Annotated in this window: 13 protein-coding genes; 9 read left to right on the top strand and 4 right to left on the bottom strand. The window is 34.1% G+C overall.

What is annotated here, in order from left to right:
* Nucleotides 1–227: 227 nt before the first annotated feature.
* From FNJ88_RS13745 to glk, 9 genes are all read left to right on the top strand, one after another.
* Nucleotides 228–593 carry a BlaI/MecI/CopY family transcriptional regulator gene (locus FNJ88_RS13745; RefSeq protein ID WP_143853796.1) on the top strand — a complete coding sequence of 122 codons (366 nt, stop codon included), beginning with the start codon at nucleotides 228–230 and terminating at the stop codon, nucleotides 591–593.
* Nucleotides 593–2,383 carry a M56 family metallopeptidase gene (locus FNJ88_RS13740; RefSeq protein WP_143853795.1) on the top strand — a complete coding sequence of 597 codons (1,791 nt, stop codon included), beginning with the start codon at nucleotides 593–595 and terminating at the stop codon, nucleotides 2,381–2,383. The genes FNJ88_RS13745 and FNJ88_RS13740 overlap by 1 nt, the downstream gene beginning before the upstream one ends.
* Before the next feature lie 77 nt (nucleotides 2,384–2,460).
* Entirely contained in the window at nucleotides 2,461–3,321 is an 861-nt protein-coding gene (locus FNJ88_RS13735; protein ID WP_143853794.1) for a GLPGLI family protein, read from the top strand.
* Between the two features lie 502 nt (nucleotides 3,322–3,823).
* Entirely contained in the window at nucleotides 3,824–5,632 is a 1,809-nt protein-coding gene (gene typA / locus FNJ88_RS13730) for a translational GTPase TypA (protein ID WP_143853793.1), read from the top strand.
* Between the two features lie 128 nt (nucleotides 5,633–5,760).
* Nucleotides 5,761–6,714 (top strand): alpha/beta fold hydrolase, encoded by a 954-nt coding sequence (locus tag FNJ88_RS13725; RefSeq protein WP_143853792.1) that lies wholly within the window; start codon nucleotides 5,761–5,763, stop codon nucleotides 6,712–6,714.
* Nucleotides 6,715–6,880: 166 nt separating this feature from the next.
* Entirely contained in the window at nucleotides 6,881–8,449 is a 1,569-nt protein-coding gene (locus FNJ88_RS13720; RefSeq protein WP_143853791.1) for a glycoside hydrolase family 10 protein, read from the top strand.
* 401 nt (nucleotides 8,450–8,850) lie between these two features.
* A complete protein-coding gene (locus FNJ88_RS13715; protein ID WP_143853790.1) occupies nucleotides 8,851–9,549 on the top strand; it encodes an amidohydrolase family protein in 699 nt (232 codons plus the stop codon).
* Nucleotides 9,473–10,600, top strand: coding sequence for a hypothetical protein (locus FNJ88_RS13710; protein ID WP_143853789.1), 1,128 nt, complete (start codon nucleotides 9,473–9,475; stop codon nucleotides 10,598–10,600). The genes FNJ88_RS13715 and FNJ88_RS13710 overlap by 77 nt, the downstream gene beginning before the upstream one ends.
* Before the next feature lie 45 nt (nucleotides 10,601–10,645).
* Nucleotides 10,646–11,722, top strand: coding sequence for a glucokinase (gene glk, locus FNJ88_RS13705; RefSeq protein ID WP_143853788.1), 1,077 nt, complete (start codon nucleotides 10,646–10,648; stop codon nucleotides 11,720–11,722).
* A gap of 349 nt (nucleotides 11,723–12,071) precedes the next feature.
* On the opposite strand, the gene pgi is transcribed toward glk, so the two are convergent.
* The 4 genes from pgi to gndA form a co-directional block, all read right to left on the bottom strand.
* Entirely contained in the window at nucleotides 12,072–13,724 is a 1,653-nt protein-coding gene (gene pgi, locus FNJ88_RS13700) for a glucose-6-phosphate isomerase (RefSeq protein WP_143853787.1), read from the bottom strand.
* Between the two features lie 66 nt (nucleotides 13,725–13,790).
* Nucleotides 13,791–14,513 (bottom strand): 6-phosphogluconolactonase, encoded by a 723-nt coding sequence (pgl, locus tag FNJ88_RS13695; RefSeq protein ID WP_143853786.1) that lies wholly within the window; start codon nucleotides 14,511–14,513, stop codon nucleotides 13,791–13,793.
* A gap of 12 nt (nucleotides 14,514–14,525) precedes the next feature.
* Complete coding sequence (gene zwf / locus FNJ88_RS13690; protein WP_143853785.1) at nucleotides 14,526–16,037, bottom strand: glucose-6-phosphate dehydrogenase; 1,512 nt, start codon at nucleotides 16,035–16,037, stop codon at nucleotides 14,526–14,528.
* 33 nt (nucleotides 16,038–16,070) lie between these two features.
* Nucleotides 16,071–17,507 carry an NADP-dependent phosphogluconate dehydrogenase gene (gene gndA, locus FNJ88_RS13685; RefSeq protein ID WP_143853784.1) on the bottom strand — a complete coding sequence of 479 codons (1,437 nt, stop codon included), beginning with the start codon at nucleotides 17,505–17,507 and terminating at the stop codon, nucleotides 16,071–16,073.
* Between the last annotated feature and the right edge of the window lie 17 nt (nucleotides 17,508–17,524).

The raw sequence follows: 17,524 nt of genomic DNA, 5'->3' as shown, positions 1-17,524 counted from the left end.
ATAGCAAGAATAATTCCTTTGTCTAATTTAACTTTATTATGAAGGTTAATTTAATGATTTATTTCATTTCAAATGTATTTTATTTTTTTAATTGTAAGTCTCTTTTATAAAATTACAATTATTTCTATTGATAATCAGTACTTTAATAAAATTTAGAATTATCACTATAAAAATAGTTGTATGATTAAAATTTATTTCTACATTTGTATCACTAAACAAATAGTGATATGAAAATTTCTCAATTAACAAAAGCTGAAGAACAGGTAATGCAATATCTCTGGGATCTTGAAAAAGCGTTTCTTAAAGATATTCTTGAGCAATTTCCAGAACCGAAACCGCATACCAATACGGTCTCAACCATCCTCAAAGTTTTGAAAGAAAAAGATTTCGTTGATTACGAAGTTTTCGGGAGACAGCATCAATATTCCCCCCTGGTTTCTAAAGAAAAATACAGTGGAAAATCGATGAAAAGTTTAGTGAAAAATTACTTTGAAGGATCTTATACCAACGCTGTTTCCTTTCTGGTTGAAAAAAACGAACTCAGTGTTGAAGACTTGGAGATGTTACTAAATGAATTAAAAAATAAAGACTGATGGAAACCCTATTTTTATATTTCGGAAAAGTTGTTTTCACTTCAGCAATACTGTTTTTCTATTACAAGCTGTTTTTGAAAGATAAGACTTTTCATCATTACAACCGATTCTATTTGCTCGCGGCTGTCGTGATTAGTTTGCTATTGCCTTTACTGAAAGTAAGTTATTTTACACTTGAAGTAAACAGTGATATCTATTTATTAATTAATAGATTGCAAAACCTAAGTTTACCTAATAATTTAAATGATGATTTCAATTATTTTAAAACTGGTGCTTTTCTAACTGGACTGGTTGCTGTCTTTTTTCTAACGAAATTAATGTTCGGACTGGTTAAAATTCAGCTTTTAAAACAGAAATTTAACAAAGAAAACTTCGAAGGAATCAATTTTTATCAAACTGATTTGGCAGAAGCACCATTCTCCTATTTCAAAAATTTATTCTGGAAAAACTCTATTGAAATTCAGTCCGATTTGGGTCGTCAGATTTTAAGACATGAAATGGTTCACATTGAACAGAAACATTCCTGGGACAAAATTTTTATCGAAGTCACCACTTCCCTATTTTGGTTTAATCCTTTCTTTTATTTGATCAAAAAAGAAATCAATTTAATACACGAATATCTGGCTGATAAAAAAGCCTTAAAAAACTCGGACACGAAAGCATTTGCGCAGATGCTTTTGGCAAGTCACTTTTCCGGAAAACAGTTTCCTGCAACGAGTCCGTTCCTTAGTTCTAACCTCAAAAAAAGATTAACAATGCTTAAAAAATCAAAAACAAAATTCAGTTATGCGCGACGAATATTTGCGTTGCCTCTTTTATTTATTCTTTCATTCGTTTATTTAATTAATGCGAAAAACAAAGAAATAAAAAATACCAATCAGGAAATTGAAAAATTGGTTTCTAACCTGAAATCTGACACCATTCAACCTTATTCAAAAACAGAGAATAATGTAGGAATTAATACTGACCTCCATTCAATTCAAAGTCAGATTGATGAAAAACAGAAAGTATTGAAACCTTTGCAGGAAAGCCTAACTGCAAAGCAAAAAGAAGCTGGAAAACTGACTTTAGAAATGAATGCAAAAAGTAAAGAACTTCAGAAACTTAGTAAAAATAAAGATTTTGACAATCCAAAATTCAAAGCACTTGAAGAACAAATGAATTCCCTAGGTACTCAAATCGATGCAATTTTCAACACCGAAGATTTTAAAAATAAAATGAAAATCGTTGATAAAAATTATGGTGAATTAGATCAACTCTATTCAAAAATCGATCAATACTATAATTCGAATGATTTCAAATTAAAAATGAAAGCGATCGAATTGAAAGCAAAAGAAGTTGAACGGAAATTCAATTCTCCAGAATATCAGAAGAAAATGAAAGATGCAGAAGTAAAAATCAAAGCAGCCGAAAAGAAATTTAATTCTCCAGAATATCAGAAGAAAATGAAAGTTGCGGAAGAAAAAATAAAAGCCGCTGAAAGAAATTTTAATTCTCCGGAGTTTCAGAAGAGAATGAAAGAAACAGAAATAAAGATGAACGAAGCTGAGCAAAAGTTAAAATATTCAGAATTCAAACAGAATATAGAAGGCGCGGAAATCATTGCGATAGAGCCACAGAAACCGGAAACTTTATTAGGCAGAGAAATAAATATTTTTATTGATGGAAAAATATCGACCAATGCAGAAATGCAAAATTTAAAACCATCCAGTATTAAATCAATGCATGTCTTTAAAAAAGGGTACCAAGGAAAGAAGACGGATGAAATACAAATTAAGCTCCAAAAATAATTTTTTTCACCACTTCCTTGTAATTGATTTATACCCCTGCTAGTTTTACAAATATTTTTTATCTTCACACGAAAATTATGAAAAAACTAATTGTACTGTCGCTATTGACCACGATCTTTTTATCTGCTCAAAATAAGCGCTTTACCTACGAATACTCGTATATTATGTATTCTACCAATATGACCGGTGCACAGAAAGAATTGGTCGTTCTAGATGTAAGTCCTAATGGATCAATATTTTATAGTCTAAATAAATTTAAATCTGATTCACTGCAACATGCTGAACTCCAAAAAATGGCAAATTCTAGTTCAGATATTATCAATGTTAAAGAAACTTATAAAGGAAAAATACTTTACACCATATCTAAAAGCTATCCTAAATTTGAAACATTTTTGCATACAAAAGTTGGAACAGACCCATACAAAGTTCTTGATAATAGAAAACCCGACTGGACGATCAGTAGCGAAAAACAAAATATTGAGAATTTTGAAGTTCAGAAAGCCGTTACCAATTTATTTGGGAGAAAGTGGACTGCTTGGTTTGCGACGGACCTGCCAATTCCAGACGGTCCATATAAATTTCAAGGATTACCAGGGCTAATTGTAAAAATTGAAGATGAAAAGCAAACGCATTCGTTTATATTGAAAGGTATTGGCGCATATGTAGACATCCATAAATTAGAATTGGAGGAAAAAAACAATTACTTTAAAGAAGTGACCATTGACTATCCTAAATATAAAAAGTTATATCTGGAACAACTTTCTGATCCCACAAAATCATTGAGACAATTAGTAAGTAGAAGTAATGTTAATGTTAAAATAATGGGTGCAGATGGAAATGAAATCAAATTATCAGAAGTTTTAAGACAGAGACAATTAAAAAGTGTAGAAGACCGTAAGAAGAATAACAATCCTCTCGAACTCGATTTGCTGAAATAACGAAACCTATTTTTGATAGTATAATTAATGCAAATCTATAAGATTACATTTGGTAGGAATAGAAAGACGGCATTTTTAGCTGTCTTTTTCATTGTAAGCATATGTAGAGAAATAGGTTTAATAAAGGAATTCTATTAATTTCTGTTTTTGAAGAAGATTATATCCATCTCAAAATCAATGACGATAATTACATTGAACATTCAATAGAAGATTAATTTTTGTTTCAATCCTCAGTTTCGAATAACCTCTAAAAATATTGATTCCTGATTATAAAATTTTTCTGCGCAGTTATTCATTGAATTATACTTAAGTATTACCATAAATAACTGATTGATTAGATAGAACTTCCTTCTTTATTTTGTATTTAAAAAGAACCCGATCTAACGTTGTTCTATCTAAAATTATTTTTTCTATAAATATTAAGATAAAATTTTATTAAATTCCGAAACTATTCTTATTTTTTCACGAAAAAAGATTACTTTTGCACCGTCAAAAAATGATTATGCAAAACATTAGAAATATCGCAATTATTGCGCACGTTGACCACGGAAAAACGACTTTGGTTGACAAAATCATCCACGCAACCACTATTGCCCGTGAAAATCAGGCAGATTCAGGTGACCTGATCATGGACAATAATGATTTGGAACGTGAGAGAGGAATTACCATTTTATCGAAAAATATTTCGGTACAGTATAAAGATTACAAAATTAATGTAATCGATACTCCAGGTCACGCCGATTTCGGTGGTGAAGTAGAAAGAGTTTTAAAAATGGCCGATGGAGTTTTACTTTTAGTAGATGCTTTTGAAGGTCCAATGCCACAGACTCGTTTCGTATTACACAAAGCTTTAGAATTAGGTTTGAAGCCAATCGTAGTAATTAATAAAGTTGATAAACCAAACTGCCGTCCTGATGAAGTTCATGACAAGGTATTTGATTTATTCTTTAATCTTGAAGCGACAGAAGAGCAATTAGATTTCCCAACATTCTACGGTTCATCTAAACAAGGTTGGTTCAACACAAGTTTAGAGGTTGCTGATGATATTACTCCTTTATTAGATGGTATCATTCAATATGTTCCAGAACCGGAAACTTTCGAAGGAAGCTTGCAAATGCAGATCACTTCATTAGATTTCTCTTCTTTCTTAGGTAGAATTGCGATCGGAAAAATCAGAAGAAATTCTATTAAAGAAGGTCAAACAATTGGTTTAGCGCAGGAAGACGGTAAAGTAATCAGAGGAAAAGTAAAAGAATTATACGTTTTTGAAGGTTTAGGAAAGAAAAAAGTTCAGGAAGTGAAGGCCGGAGATATCTGTGCGATTGTAGGGTTTGATAAATTCCAGATCGGAGATTCATTCGTTGATCTTGAAAATCCAGAACCATTGCCAAGAACAGCTATTGACGAGCCTACTCTAAATATGACGTTCTCTATTAACAACTCTCCTTTCTTCGGAAAAGATGGTAAATATGTAACTTCAAATCACTTGAAAGAAAGGTTATATAAGGAGTTAGAGAAAAACTTAGCCTTAAAAGTTGAACCTACCGAAGATGCCAACACTTTCTTAGTATTTGGTAGAGGTATTCTTCACCTTTCTGTTTTGATCGAAACGATGAGAAGAGAAGGTTATGAAATGACAATTGGTCAGCCACAGGTGATCATCAGAGAAATTGATGGCGTTAAATGTGAGCCTTATGAAACAATGGTTGTTGATGTACCAGACGAATATTCTTCTAAAGTAATTGACTTAGCAACGCAGCGTAAAGGTGATTTGCATATCATGGAAACGAAAGGTGAAATGCAACACATGGAATTTGAAATTCCTTCAAGAGGATTGATCGGATTGCGTTCTCAAATGTTGACAGCAACTGCAGGTGAAGCTATTATGGCACACCGTTTCACTGACTATAAACCTTTCAAAGGTTCAATCCCAGGAAGATCAGTTGGGGTATTAATCAGCAAAGGTCAAGGACCGGCAACTGAATATTCTATCGCAAAATTACAAGACAGAGGTAAGTTCTTTGTTGATCCGGGTGAAGAAATTTACGAAGGAATGATCATTGGTGAGCAAAACAAACCAGGAGATTTAGTAGTGAATATCGTGGAAGCAAAACAGTTGAACAACATGCGTGCTTCTGGAAAAGATAAAGATGGTAACATCGCTCCAAAACAATTATTCTCTCTGGAAGAATGTATGGAATACATCCAAGGTGATGAAGCGATTGAAGTAACTCCGAACTTTATCAGAATGCGTAAAAAAGTACTTTCAGAAAACGAAAGAAAAAGAATTGAAAGAGGTGCGAAAAGCTAAACTTTTAATTTGATTTAAATTAAATAGGTATTAGCCGGTTATAAAAGAGTTCCAAATAAATTTGGAACTCTTTTTTTTATTTTTGTTAGATTAGTATTGTAATAATTAAAAGAAATTCAAATTCATCTATGAAAAAATATTTCGTAATTTTCTCAATTACCATATTCGTAATCTTAACTTCTTGCACATCAAAAACAAAAATTGAGCACGGCGATTTCTATGAAAAAATTGATGGAATTTTTCTGAATTATACTGTAAAAGGACGTGGACCTGTAATGCTTGTTGGACATCCAAATTCAGGAAAAATTGGATATGAAATGACTTTAAAACCTCTTGAAGATAAATTCACTATGGTTTATTATGATTCTCGTGGAACTGGTAAATCCGAAGCACCAAAGAAATTAGAAGATTATAATAGTGATCAATTTACAAAGGAAATCGATTTGTTACGTAAAAAAATAGGTGTTGTTAAAATTTGGATCTTTGGACATTCTGATCAAAGTGCAGTAGCTTTGCAATATGCGGTTGAGTATCCTGAGTATGTGTCAGGTTTAATTTTGACCGGAACGAGTTTTATTGGGGATATGGATGAAACGATACGACGCAAAAGAGATTCTGAAAATAAAAGAAAAAGTGAATCTGAATGGTTTTCACAAGTTGTGGAAGATTGGGAATATATGTACGTGAATAAAACATACATCGATAAAAGTGGAAGAAACTTATCTAATGCACCAATAAAATGGTGGACTTATGATGAAGAAAGCTCTCAAAAAGTAATTCCGATCACAAGGTTAATTTCCGAGGCAGGAAGAAGAAAACCTATTAATGGCAAATATTATTTTGAAACGCCTGACCAAAGGCAAAAATACCTCGATGTTCAAACTAAATTTAAAAACTTAAACATCGAAACCCTGATCATAAATGGCAGATTTGACACTAACAACCCACCAAAATATGCCGATGAACTTCATAAAAATTTACCGAATTCGAAATTAGTTTTAATTGATAAATCCGGTCATTTCCCTTGGATAGAACAACCCGAAAAGACTTTTGAAGAAATCAACAAATGGCTAAAGGACTAATACTAGAAAGTCCTGTTTTTTATATCTTTAACTGAAATCTTTCTTCACATTGCTTTTTATATATTTGCGACTGTCATTTTTTAGATTATTAAATTAAGCTTCTTAACTTAAATAGACAATTTTAATAATATTAAAACGTTATTTATTTTTCTTTTAAATTTTACTTATGAAATATTCCTTTGCAAAAGCAACCACTATATATTTACTAATTCTTTCCCTTTTCATTACTTCTTGTGCCACCAAAAAAGAGGTTGCTAAAATTTCAAAAAAACCACCAGTAACTACAAAACCTACTCCTCAAAAACCGATTATTCAAAAACCTGAAACGAAACTTAATCTGCCAGAAGTAGATCGTGAATTTCGTGCTGCCTGGATTGCGACGGTAGCAAATATCAACTGGCCGTCAAAAAATAACCTAACGTCGCAACAACAAAAAGATGAAGCGATCAAAATCTTAGATTTATTGAAAGAAGCCAATTTTAATGCAGTAATTTTTCAGGCGCGCCCCTCAGCAGATGCCATGTACAAAAGTGATTTGGAACCCTGGTCGTATTTCTTGACGGGTGCGATCGGCAAAGCACCTGTCCCATTTTATGACCCTTTAGAATTTTGGATTAAGGAAGCTCATCAGCGCGGAATGGAATTGCATGTTTGGCTAAATCCATATAGAGCCCATCACACGACTGGCGGACCGATTACAAAAGAGTCTATCGTTTCAAAGATGCCGGACCAAATTATCAAGCTCCGCAACGGAATGTACTGGATGGATCCTTCTGACCAGAAAACTCAAGATCATACGGCAGCTGTAATCAAAGATTTGGTAAAAAGATATGATATCGATGCCATTCATATTGATGATTATTTTTATCCGTATAAAGAATATAATGGTGGTAAAGATTTTCCAGATAACAGAACCTGGAATGACTATCTTAAACGAGGAGGAAATCTCTCCAGAGCAGATTGGCGAAGAGCAAACGTAAATAAATTCATCAAGAGAATTCATGATGAAATTAAACAGGAAAAAAGTTATGTGAAATTCGGAATCAGTCCGTTTGGAATTTGGAAACCGGGTTTTCCAGAAGGAATTAAAGGGTCATCACAATATGATGAACTGTTTGCGGATGCTAAGTTATGGTTGAATCAAGGTTGGGTAGATTACTTCTCACCACAACTGTATTGGAAAAATGATGGTCCACAAAGTTTTAATGCTTTACTCAGTTGGTGGAAAAGTGAAAACACAATGAAGCGTCATCTGTGGCCTGGCTTAAATACGATTGGAATGCGCGATGTATCCGATCGTCCTGCAGAAATTGTAAGTCAGATTAACACTACCCGAAATACTTTAAAAGATAATGCTGGGACAATTCACTATAGTGTAGACGGTTTATCAAAAAATATGAACATGTACAATGCTGTTAAAAACATTTATAAAACCAAAGCGCTAACCCCACTGACTCCTTGGATTACAACGGATCCTTTAGTGAAACCAATTCTTTTTGCAGAAAGCAGCAGTAATTCAATTAATTTAAAATGGAATTCTCCACAGCCTAAGAAAGTATTTCAGTGGATCCTGTACCTAAAATATGGAGAGACTTGGGAAACTGAAATTTTAGATGAAACGATGAATTCCAAAATTTTACCTGTAACTAAGAATGGTAAAAAACTAAATAACATTGCGGTAAAGTCAGTTGATCGTTTAGGAAATGAAAGTGACTATGAATCTAAAAAAATGTAGGAATTAGTATTTTCCAATATTTCAATACTTTCTTATAAAGAAGTTTTTTAAAATACAATTTTCAGTAAATGAAAAGGAATTCCAGAATCGGAATTCCTTTCTTTATGTCAATATACCAACCGTTTTTTTTAAAAATAAGATGATACGATTTATTTTTAATAAAAAATATCAATCCAAAATATCAATATTTATTCTAGTTATCACATAACTTTGATTTATAGGATCTAAGAAGCGTTTTATACTATTAGAGTAAAAAGACGCTGTTTAACTGCTATCCATCGTAATATTTAAAAGGTTTACAGATAACATATTTAAATATGATTTGTTATTAGTAATTTAGTTGCTAAATCTATTAAGCAATAGAATAAACTTTAGCCATACACAAATTAATAAATGAAATCATGAGCACTCTTATCAAAAATGGATTATTTTTTTCTGGATTGCCAAATCAAAAAGCGATTAAACAGGATTTATTAATTGATGACAATGGCCGAATACAAGAAATAGCTTCAGATATACGTTTTGATGAGCGCTTTGAGATCATTGATGCGGAAGGACAATGGGTCGTTCCTGGTTTTGTCGATTCACATACGCATTATGATGCGGAGCTTATTGCTTCTCCCGGCCTCAAAGAGTCGGCAAGACATGGTGTTACGACGATAATTTTAGGAAGCTGTTCCGTTTCTGCTATATTTAATAATCCAGAAGATACCGCTGATGCCTTTACCCGAGTAGAAGCAATTCCCAGAGAGGTAATGCTTCCTTTACTGGAAAAAGAAAAAACCTGGAATTCCCCAAAAGAGTGGAAAGATTATATCAATAAATTACCGTTAGGAATCAATATCGCTTCTTTTGTAGGTCATTCCGATATTCGAATGAAGGCAATGGGGATTAAGCGTTCTTTGAAAGATGGTGAAACAGCCACCAAACAAGAAGAGGAGTTGATGCTTAAAATGCTTAACGATGCTCTGGATGAGGGTTTTATAGGACTTTCAACCATGGACAACCCGTGGGACAAAATGGATGGAGATAAATATTGGTCGCATAAAACCCCATCTTTTTACTCTTCCTGGAAAGAAAGAAAGAAAGAGTTTAATTGAACTACTTCGAAAGAGAGATGCAGTTCTTCAAGGTGCTCCTAATCTGGTAACGAGAATTAATGCATTTAATTATATGCTGGCAAGTACCGGTCTCTTTAGAAAACCTTTAAAAACGACCATGATCGCAATGATGGACTTAATTGGGGATCGGTATATATATCCCATTATCGCATTTGCCTCAAAGGGAATTAATGTATTGGGAAAGGCCGATTTTAGAATGCAATCGCCACCTTGTCCCTTTACGGTTTATTATGACGGTGTAGATTCTGTAATGTTTGAGGAATTTCCTAGTGGTGAAGCGCTTAGAGATCTAGCAAAAGAGCTTGAAAAAAGAAATGTATTAATAAAAAATCCACAGTTTCGCGAGAATTTTAAAAAGGAAATAAAGAGAAAATTCGCTCCTAAAGTATGGCATAAAGACTTAAGTAAAGCGGTGATTATCGATTCTCCGGATGCGAGTTTAATAGGAAAAAACTTCTATGAAATAGCAGAAGAAAAAAATATGCATCCTGTGGATGTATTTTTAGACACTATTATTCAATATGATAAAAAAATACGGTGGACCACAACTATTGCTAATGACAGAAAAGAGAAGTATAAAAAACTATATAACTTTCCTTACAATTTAATTAGTTTTTCAGATGCTGGTGCACATCTTAACAATATGGCTTTCTACAACTTTCCTTTGAAAATGATAAAAACAGTACAAGAGTCTATTGACAAAGGAACTCCTATAATGACCATGGAAAAGTGCATTTGGAGATTGACCAAAGAACAGGGAGATTGGTTTAATTTGGACTGTGGCTACTTAGCTAAAGGAAAAATAGCAGATTTAGTGATCATCGATCCTACTAAATTTAACAATATTACTGAAAATGTCGAAATTGAACCTATAGAAGAGTTTGGTCATTATGAACGGTTAGTGAATAGAAATAATGGTGTTGTCTCAAGAGTTTTAGTTGGAGGAAAGACCATTTTTGAAAATGAAAAGTTTATCGATAACTATGCGAAATCCCAAAAATATGGTAGATTTCTGGAGAAAGCTTTATAGAAATTGATTGAAAATAAATAGTGTTGACTACAGAACCAAATAATTATGGAAAATTACAAAACAATTTCCTTACCTGATATTAGAGTCCTAAAATTAGCGATGGCCTACCCTTCTCGTGAAAATAGCTTACCAAGCTCTGGTACTATTTTGGCTGCGGATGTGGGCGGGACTAAAACTGATCTTGCTCTTTTCCAAATTGAAGATGGTCAATTGATTTCTATCAAAATTGAACGCTACCCAACCAGTGATCATGACTCTTTTATTAATGCATTTCGCGCATTCTACGGCGATGAAATATCCACTATAGACTGTGCTTGTTTTGGGGTTGCAGGACCAGTAGAAGGAAATAAAGTACATGGAGTCAACTTTGCCTGGGAAATAGATGCTACAAAGCTGGAAAAGGAGTTAAATATTAAACGTATTCTTCTTATCAATGATTTGGAGGCTAATGCTTTTGGATTGTCAGCACTCGAAGAATCTGACTTTATCGTTTTAACTGAAGACAAAAAAGGAGAAGGAAATGCCGCAATCATTTCTCCTGGTACAGGACTCGGCGAAGCAGGAATGTATTGGGATGGTTCGAAATATCATCCTTATGCAACAGAAGGCGGGCATTGCAGTTTTGGTCCAAGCAATGATCTGGATATGAAATTATGGGAATATTTAAACGATGAATTTGATCATGTAAGTTGGGAGAGAGTTGTTTCCGGACAGGGAATAAAAAATATCTATCAATTTTTAAGAAAGTACAAAGGTGAGAAAGAACCGGAATGGCTCACAGAACAAATCAAAAATGAAGATGCAGCTATTGCAATATCTTCCGCAGCTTTAGAAAATAAAGATTCCACCTGTGTGGAAACGCTCAAATTATTCTTAAAATATCTCGCAACAGAATCAGCGCAACTCGCTTTAAAAGCAAAAGCGACGGGTGGGATTTATATTGGCGGGGGAATAGCTCCGAAAGTTCTCGATTTGATAGATAAAAATGAATTTTATAAAAACTTCACCAACGTTGGCCGAATGAAACATTTGCTAAAAACAATTCCCGTAAAAATTGTGCTCAATGATAAAACAGCATTAATGGGTGCAGCATATTACGCTGCGATGGGGATTTCAAATTAAATTAATATCTGTTATTTCACCAGCAATAAATTTACTTTATACTGCTCATTCTAGCCAAATTCTATGAAATGTGAATGAAATATTTTGTATTATTTAATATAATTAAAAAGAATAATGTAAATCCGTTTTCAATCCTGTTGCAAATTTTAAACGCGAAGTTCGAGAGATTTAATTACAAAAAATTCTGTTTTTACACGCTTTTTTGAGCTTTGCAAAGGCATTTCATTGAGTAAAGTTCGCAGAGAAAATACAATAATGACGATTTTCGGATATACATCAAAAAATGCACAAATAAGTAGTTCTGATTTAAATAAACTTTTTATTAAATTTTAAATCTTTTAAAAATATACTATACGCGCCATCTTTTGTAAGTATTAATCAATCCGTTTGTAGAAGCATCATGAGATTCTACCTGTTCATTATTTTGTAGTTCAGGAAGAACTTTTTGGGCTAACTGTTTACCCAGCTCAACACCCCATTGGTCAAAACTAAAAATATTCCATATAACCCCCTGAACAAAGATTTTATGTTCATAAAGTGCTGTCAATGCTCCTAAAGAAAATGGTGTAATTTTTCTCATTAAAAAAGAATTCGTCGGCTTGTTTCCTGTAAATACTTTAAATGGAATCAATTGTTCCATTTCTAATTTCTTTATTTCTTCTTCTATCAATTCAGAAAATACCTGCTCTGCAGTTTTTCCATTCATCAGCGCTTCTGTTTGTGCAAAAAAATTAGAAATTAAAATTTGATGATGAAGACCAATCGGATTATGACTGATTGCGGGAGCAATAAAATCACACGGAATTAAATGAGTTCCCTGATGAATTAACTGATAAAATGCGTGCTGACCATTCGTGCCAGGCTCTCCCCAGACTACTGGTCCTGTACTGTAAGTCACCGATCTCCCATTCCGCTCGGTATGTTTACCGTTGCTTTCCATATTACCTTGTTGAAAATAAGCTGGAAAACGATGCATATACTGATCATATGGAAAAATCGCCTCAGTTTCTGAACCGAAAAAATTAGTATACCATATACCAATCAGTGCCATGATTATAGGAATATTTTCCTTAAAATCGGTATTTTGGAAATGCTTATCGGTTGATTCAGCTCCTTTCAATAAGTTCTCAAAATTGTCATAGCCAATCGTGAGCGCGATAGAAAGCCCAATACTGCTCCATATGCTGTAACGACCTCCTACCCAATCCCAAAATACAAACATATTTTCGGGTGCGATTCCAAATTTTTGCACTCCTTTTTCATTGGTAGAAAGTGCCACGAAATGTTGAACGATAAATTTCTCTTCTTTAGCCGTTTGCAAGAACCAATCTCGCGCTGTATGAGCGTTGGTCATTGTTTCTTGAGTCGTAAATGTTTTTGAGGCAATGGTGAAAAGCGTTTCTTCGGGATTTAAACTTTTGAGCGTTTCTACAATTTGAGTACCATCTACATTCGAAATAAAGTGTGCTTCAATTCCTTCAATCCAATAAGGTTTCAAAGCTTCAGTCACCATTACTGGACCGAGATCACTTCCTCCAATTCCAATGTTGACGATATTTTTAATTTTCTTTCCTGAATATCCTTTCCATTCTCCACTGTGAATTTTTTCACAAAAAGATTTCATCTTTTGTCGGGTTTTACGAATTTCAGGCATAATATCGTGGCCATCAATTATAATGGGCTCTACTGAAAAATTTCTTAAGGCAGTATGCATCACGGCACGATCTTCAGTCTGATTTATTTTTTCTCCGGCAAACATTGCTTCTTTCGCCTCTTTTACCTTGCAATCTTCCGCCAAATTCAAAAGTTTTTGCAACGTTTCGTCATTCATAATATTTTTAGAATAATCAAAAAGAATATCATCAAACTGAATATTCATTTTCTCAAACCTTTTTGTATCCTTTTTGAAAAGGTCTGTCATTTGCACTTTTTTCATTTCCGCTTGGTGAGCAATTAATTCTTTCCAAGCAGTCGTTTCAGTTGGGTTTATTTTAGGGAACATTTTTTAACTCTTTAAATATTTAAAAATACATTTATCAGCGTTCATGTTTTAACAATAATTCAATTTCTATAATCGAGATGTGGCCATTCCATCTAAAAACCACTGAACTTTATTTTCGTCCTTTGTAATTAAACGAGCTGGATATTCAGTTGCAGAACCCGACTGATCTTCTAAAACATGAAAAACCGCTTCTGCTTTTCCTTCCCCGAAAACTAAAAATGCAATATGTCTGGAATCATTAATTAAAGGTGCCGTCATCGTAATTCGATCCATATCAACTTCTTCTACAAAAATAGATTTAATGGTCGCTTCAGTTTCCTTTAGAACTGAGGTATTTGGGAAAAGTGAAGCGGTATGGGAATTATCACCCAAACCTAAAAGATTGAAATCAAATTTCACCGGTTTCCCATCAAAATGTTTCAAAATTGATTGCCAGTATTTCTGCGCAGATTCTTCGGGCGAACCAGTGGTATCAATTTTAAAAATATTCGATTTATTAATTTTTAAAGGTTTAAATAAAGCTTCTTCCACCATGACAGAATTCCTTTGAGAATCATCGGCAGGAACAAACCGTTCATCACCAAAGAAAAAATAGGTTTTATCCCAATCGATTTTATTTTTAAAAGAATCGGAAGCGAGTAACTCGTATAATTTCTTGGGTGAACTTCCACCTGAAAGTACAAAATTAAATTGTCCTCTCGCTTGAATTGATTCCTTGGCAACTTCGCAAATATTTTCTGCCAAAGCAGATATTACGTCGTCAATATTCTTATAAATTCTCAAATTCATCCTTACTTTTTTTTAATTTTTATCGGGTAAATTTATCCAGTGAAAACCATCTTTTGCAATCAAAGCTTCGGCATTTTCCGGACCCCAGGAATTGGCAGGATAATTAGGAAAATCGGGCATCTTATTATTTTCCCAATAATCAAGAACCGGCATCACCACTTCCCAGGCAGCTTCTACCTGATCTGCCCGCATAAATAATGTTTGATCTCCCGAAATTACATCCAGTAAAAGCGTTTCGTACGCTTCGGGCGAATCTATTTTTGTTTTTCCGGAATAATCAAAAACCATATCTACCGTATTCAACGTCATTTCCAAACCTGGCGTTTTACTTTCCAGTTGAAATTTGATCGCCATATCGGGTTGAATACTGATAATCAATCGATTTTGTTTTGGCAGATTTTCTTCTTTGTGATTGAACATATTATGTGGAACTTCCCGAAACTGAATGATAATATGAGAAGCCGACTTAAATAATCTTTTCCCAGTACGCAAATAGAACGGAACTCCTTGCCAACGCCAATTATCAACATAAAATTTCATAGCGGCGTACGTTTCTGTATTGGAATTTGGATCAACATCAACTTCGACTCGATAACCCGGAACTTCTTTTCCTTCTACCCAACCAGCACCATACTGACCACGAACTGCAATCTTATCGATCATTCCCGGAATAATTTTGCGAATCGCTTTTAACACTTCCACTTTTTTATCACGTACGAGATCTGCATCAAAGTTCACAGGTGGTTCCATCGCGATAATACACAACAATTGAAGCAAGTGATTTTGAATCATATCGCGCAAAATTCCGGCATGATCAAAATAACTTCCGCGATCTTCAACACCGATTTGTTCCGTAACCGAAATCTGCACATGTTCAATATGAGTACGGTTCCACAAAGGTTCCATAATTGTATTTGCAAAACGGAAAGCCATTACATTTTGAACGACTTCTTTTCCTAGATAATGATCGATTCTGTAGATCTGCTTTTCATCAAAAATAGTAAGCAATTTGGCGTTTAAAGTTTTTGCAGATTCGAGATCACGACCAAATGGTTTCTCGATGATGATGCGTGTTGTTTCTTTATTATTTTCTAATTTACTTTTTGAAACATTCTCTGCGATGGTGCAAAATAAATCGGGCGAAACTGCGCAGTAATATAAAATAGCAGGATCTTCTTTCCACTCTTCTTTGAGTTTAGTGATGCTTGCTTCAAAATCATTGTAGGAAGCAACGTCTTTAATATTCGCCGCCTGGTAAGAAATATTCGCAGAAAATATTGCCCAATCTTCTTTCTTTGCTTTACCTGTTCGGGAAAATTCATTGATTCCTGCCAATAGCATACTGCGATACTTTTCATCGGTGAATTTCGTTCTTGAAGTTCCAATAATCGCAAATTTGTCAGGCAATCGCTTTTCAAGAAAAAGATTATATAAAGCTGGGATAATCTTCCTTTTTGTTAAATCTCCGTTACCTCCAAAAATAATGAGAACGGTCGGATGTTGTATGTTGATTGTGTTTGGCATTGTTTAATGTTTATCTAAATATTAAAAAAGAATTTACTCCTTGATGTTTTCCATCATCCATTTGGTGTGAAAAACGCCCTCTTTCGCTTTCAGTTCATAGGTATGAGATCCGAAATAATCGCGTTGTGCCTGAATCAAATTGGTCGGCATATTTTCATTTCTAAAATCATCAAAATAACTTAAGGCCGCAGAAAATGCAGGAGTTGAGATCCCATGAATCACTGCATCTGAAACGATAGCACGAACCGCTGGAATAGTGGAATTAACGTCCTGTGCAACTTTATCATCTAAAAGCAAATGTTTTAATTCGGGGTTTCTATTATAAGCTGCGTAAATATCTTCTAAAAATTCAGACCGGATAATACAGCCACCACGCCAAATTTTTGCAATGATATCTAAATTCAAATTATATTTAAATTCAATATTCGCCTGATAAAGCAAATGCATTCCTTGTGCATAAGCTGATACCGTGGCAAAATAGAACGCCTCTTCCAACTTTTTGCAATAATCCCCGTTGTTCGTTTTGTAATGCATTTCCGTAGAATCCGGATATATTTTGGAAGCTTCTAGACGTAACTCTTTTAAGCTCGAAAGATCCCGCATGGAAACCGCAATATCGATAATCGGAGTCGGAAGATGTAAATCCATCGCTGCCTGAGAAGTCCATTTACCCGTTCCTTTTGCTTTCGCCTGATCACGAATACTGTCTAATAATAGATCTTTTTCACCTTCATTTCTGTAGTCGAAAATATCACTCGTAATTTCTACTAAATAGGATTTTAATTTGCCTTCATTCCATTTTTTATACACTTTTTGAATTTCATCATTCTCCATTCCAAGCCCATTCTTCATGATCTCGTACGTTTCAGAAATCAGTTGCATGATCGCATATTCAATTCCGTTGTGAACCATTTTTACAAAATGTCCGGCAGAACGTTCTCCCATAAAAGCAACAGTTGGTTCTCCATTGACATGAGCGGCAATTTTTTCAAGGATCGGCCTCAAAACTTCATAGGCATCTTTATCTCCACCCGGCATCATGCTTGGACCTCTTCTCGCACCTTCTTCACCACCAGAAACTCCCATTCCAACGAAATGATAACCTTCTTTTTCCAGTTCCAAATACCGTCTTTCAGTATCGGTAAAATGTGAATTTCCACCATCGATAATGATATCTCCTTTATCTAAAACGGTGAGTAAATCTTTGATCACGCTGTCTACTATTTCGCCGGCTGGAACCAACATCATGACAACTTTCGGACTTTTAAGACTTTCTGTAAATTCCTTTAAATTCGAAAATCCATAGATGTTTTCATTTTTTAAATTGTTGAGATTGTCAACGGTTTTCGTATTATTATCGTATCCAGCACAGCGATAGCCGTGGTCTGCAATATTTTGTAAAAGGTTAGAACCCATTGTTCCCAAACCGATCATTCCAAAAGCGTTTTGGTTTTTATTTTCGTTCATCATTTTATTTTCTTATAAAG

Source organism: Chryseobacterium sp. SNU WT5, assembly GCF_007362475.1.
Lineage (GTDB): Bacteria > Bacteroidota > Bacteroidia > Flavobacteriales > Weeksellaceae > Kaistella.
This window is presented reverse-complemented; position numbering and strand designations above follow the sequence as displayed.

Excerpts from the sequence above, each read along its gene's own strand:
- glk (WP_143853788.1), top strand. The coding sequence starts at position 10,646 with ATGGAAAATTACAAAACAATTTCCTTACCTGATATTAGAGTCCTAAAA.
- FNJ88_RS13745 (WP_143853796.1), top strand. The coding sequence starts at position 228 with ATGAAAATTTCTCAATTAACAAAAGCTGAAGAACAGGTAATGCAATAT.
- pgi (WP_143853787.1), bottom strand. The coding sequence starts at position 13,724 with ATGTTCCCTAAAATAAACCCAACTGAAACGACTGCTTGGAAAGAATTA.
- typA (WP_143853793.1), top strand. The coding sequence starts at position 3,824 with ATGCAAAACATTAGAAATATCGCAATTATTGCGCACGTTGACCACGGA.
- pgl (WP_143853786.1), bottom strand. The coding sequence starts at position 14,513 with ATGAATTTGAGAATTTATAAGAATATTGACGACGTAATATCTGCTTTG.
- FNJ88_RS13710 (WP_143853789.1), top strand. The coding sequence starts at position 9,473 with ATGGAGATAAATATTGGTCGCATAAAACCCCATCTTTTTACTCTTCCT.
- FNJ88_RS13715 (WP_143853790.1), top strand. The coding sequence starts at position 8,851 with ATGAGCACTCTTATCAAAAATGGATTATTTTTTTCTGGATTGCCAAAT.
- gndA (WP_143853784.1), bottom strand. The coding sequence starts at position 17,507 with ATGATGAACGAAAATAAAAACCAAAACGCTTTTGGAATGATCGGTTTG.
- FNJ88_RS13740 (WP_143853795.1), top strand. The coding sequence starts at position 593 with ATGGAAACCCTATTTTTATATTTCGGAAAAGTTGTTTTCACTTCAGCA.
- FNJ88_RS13735 (WP_143853794.1), top strand. The coding sequence starts at position 2,461 with ATGAAAAAACTAATTGTACTGTCGCTATTGACCACGATCTTTTTATCT.
- FNJ88_RS13720 (WP_143853791.1), top strand. The coding sequence starts at position 6,881 with ATGAAATATTCCTTTGCAAAAGCAACCACTATATATTTACTAATTCTT.
- FNJ88_RS13725 (WP_143853792.1), top strand. The coding sequence starts at position 5,761 with ATGAAAAAATATTTCGTAATTTTCTCAATTACCATATTCGTAATCTTA.
- zwf (WP_143853785.1), bottom strand. The coding sequence starts at position 16,037 with ATGCCAAACACAATCAACATACAACATCCGACCGTTCTCATTATTTTT.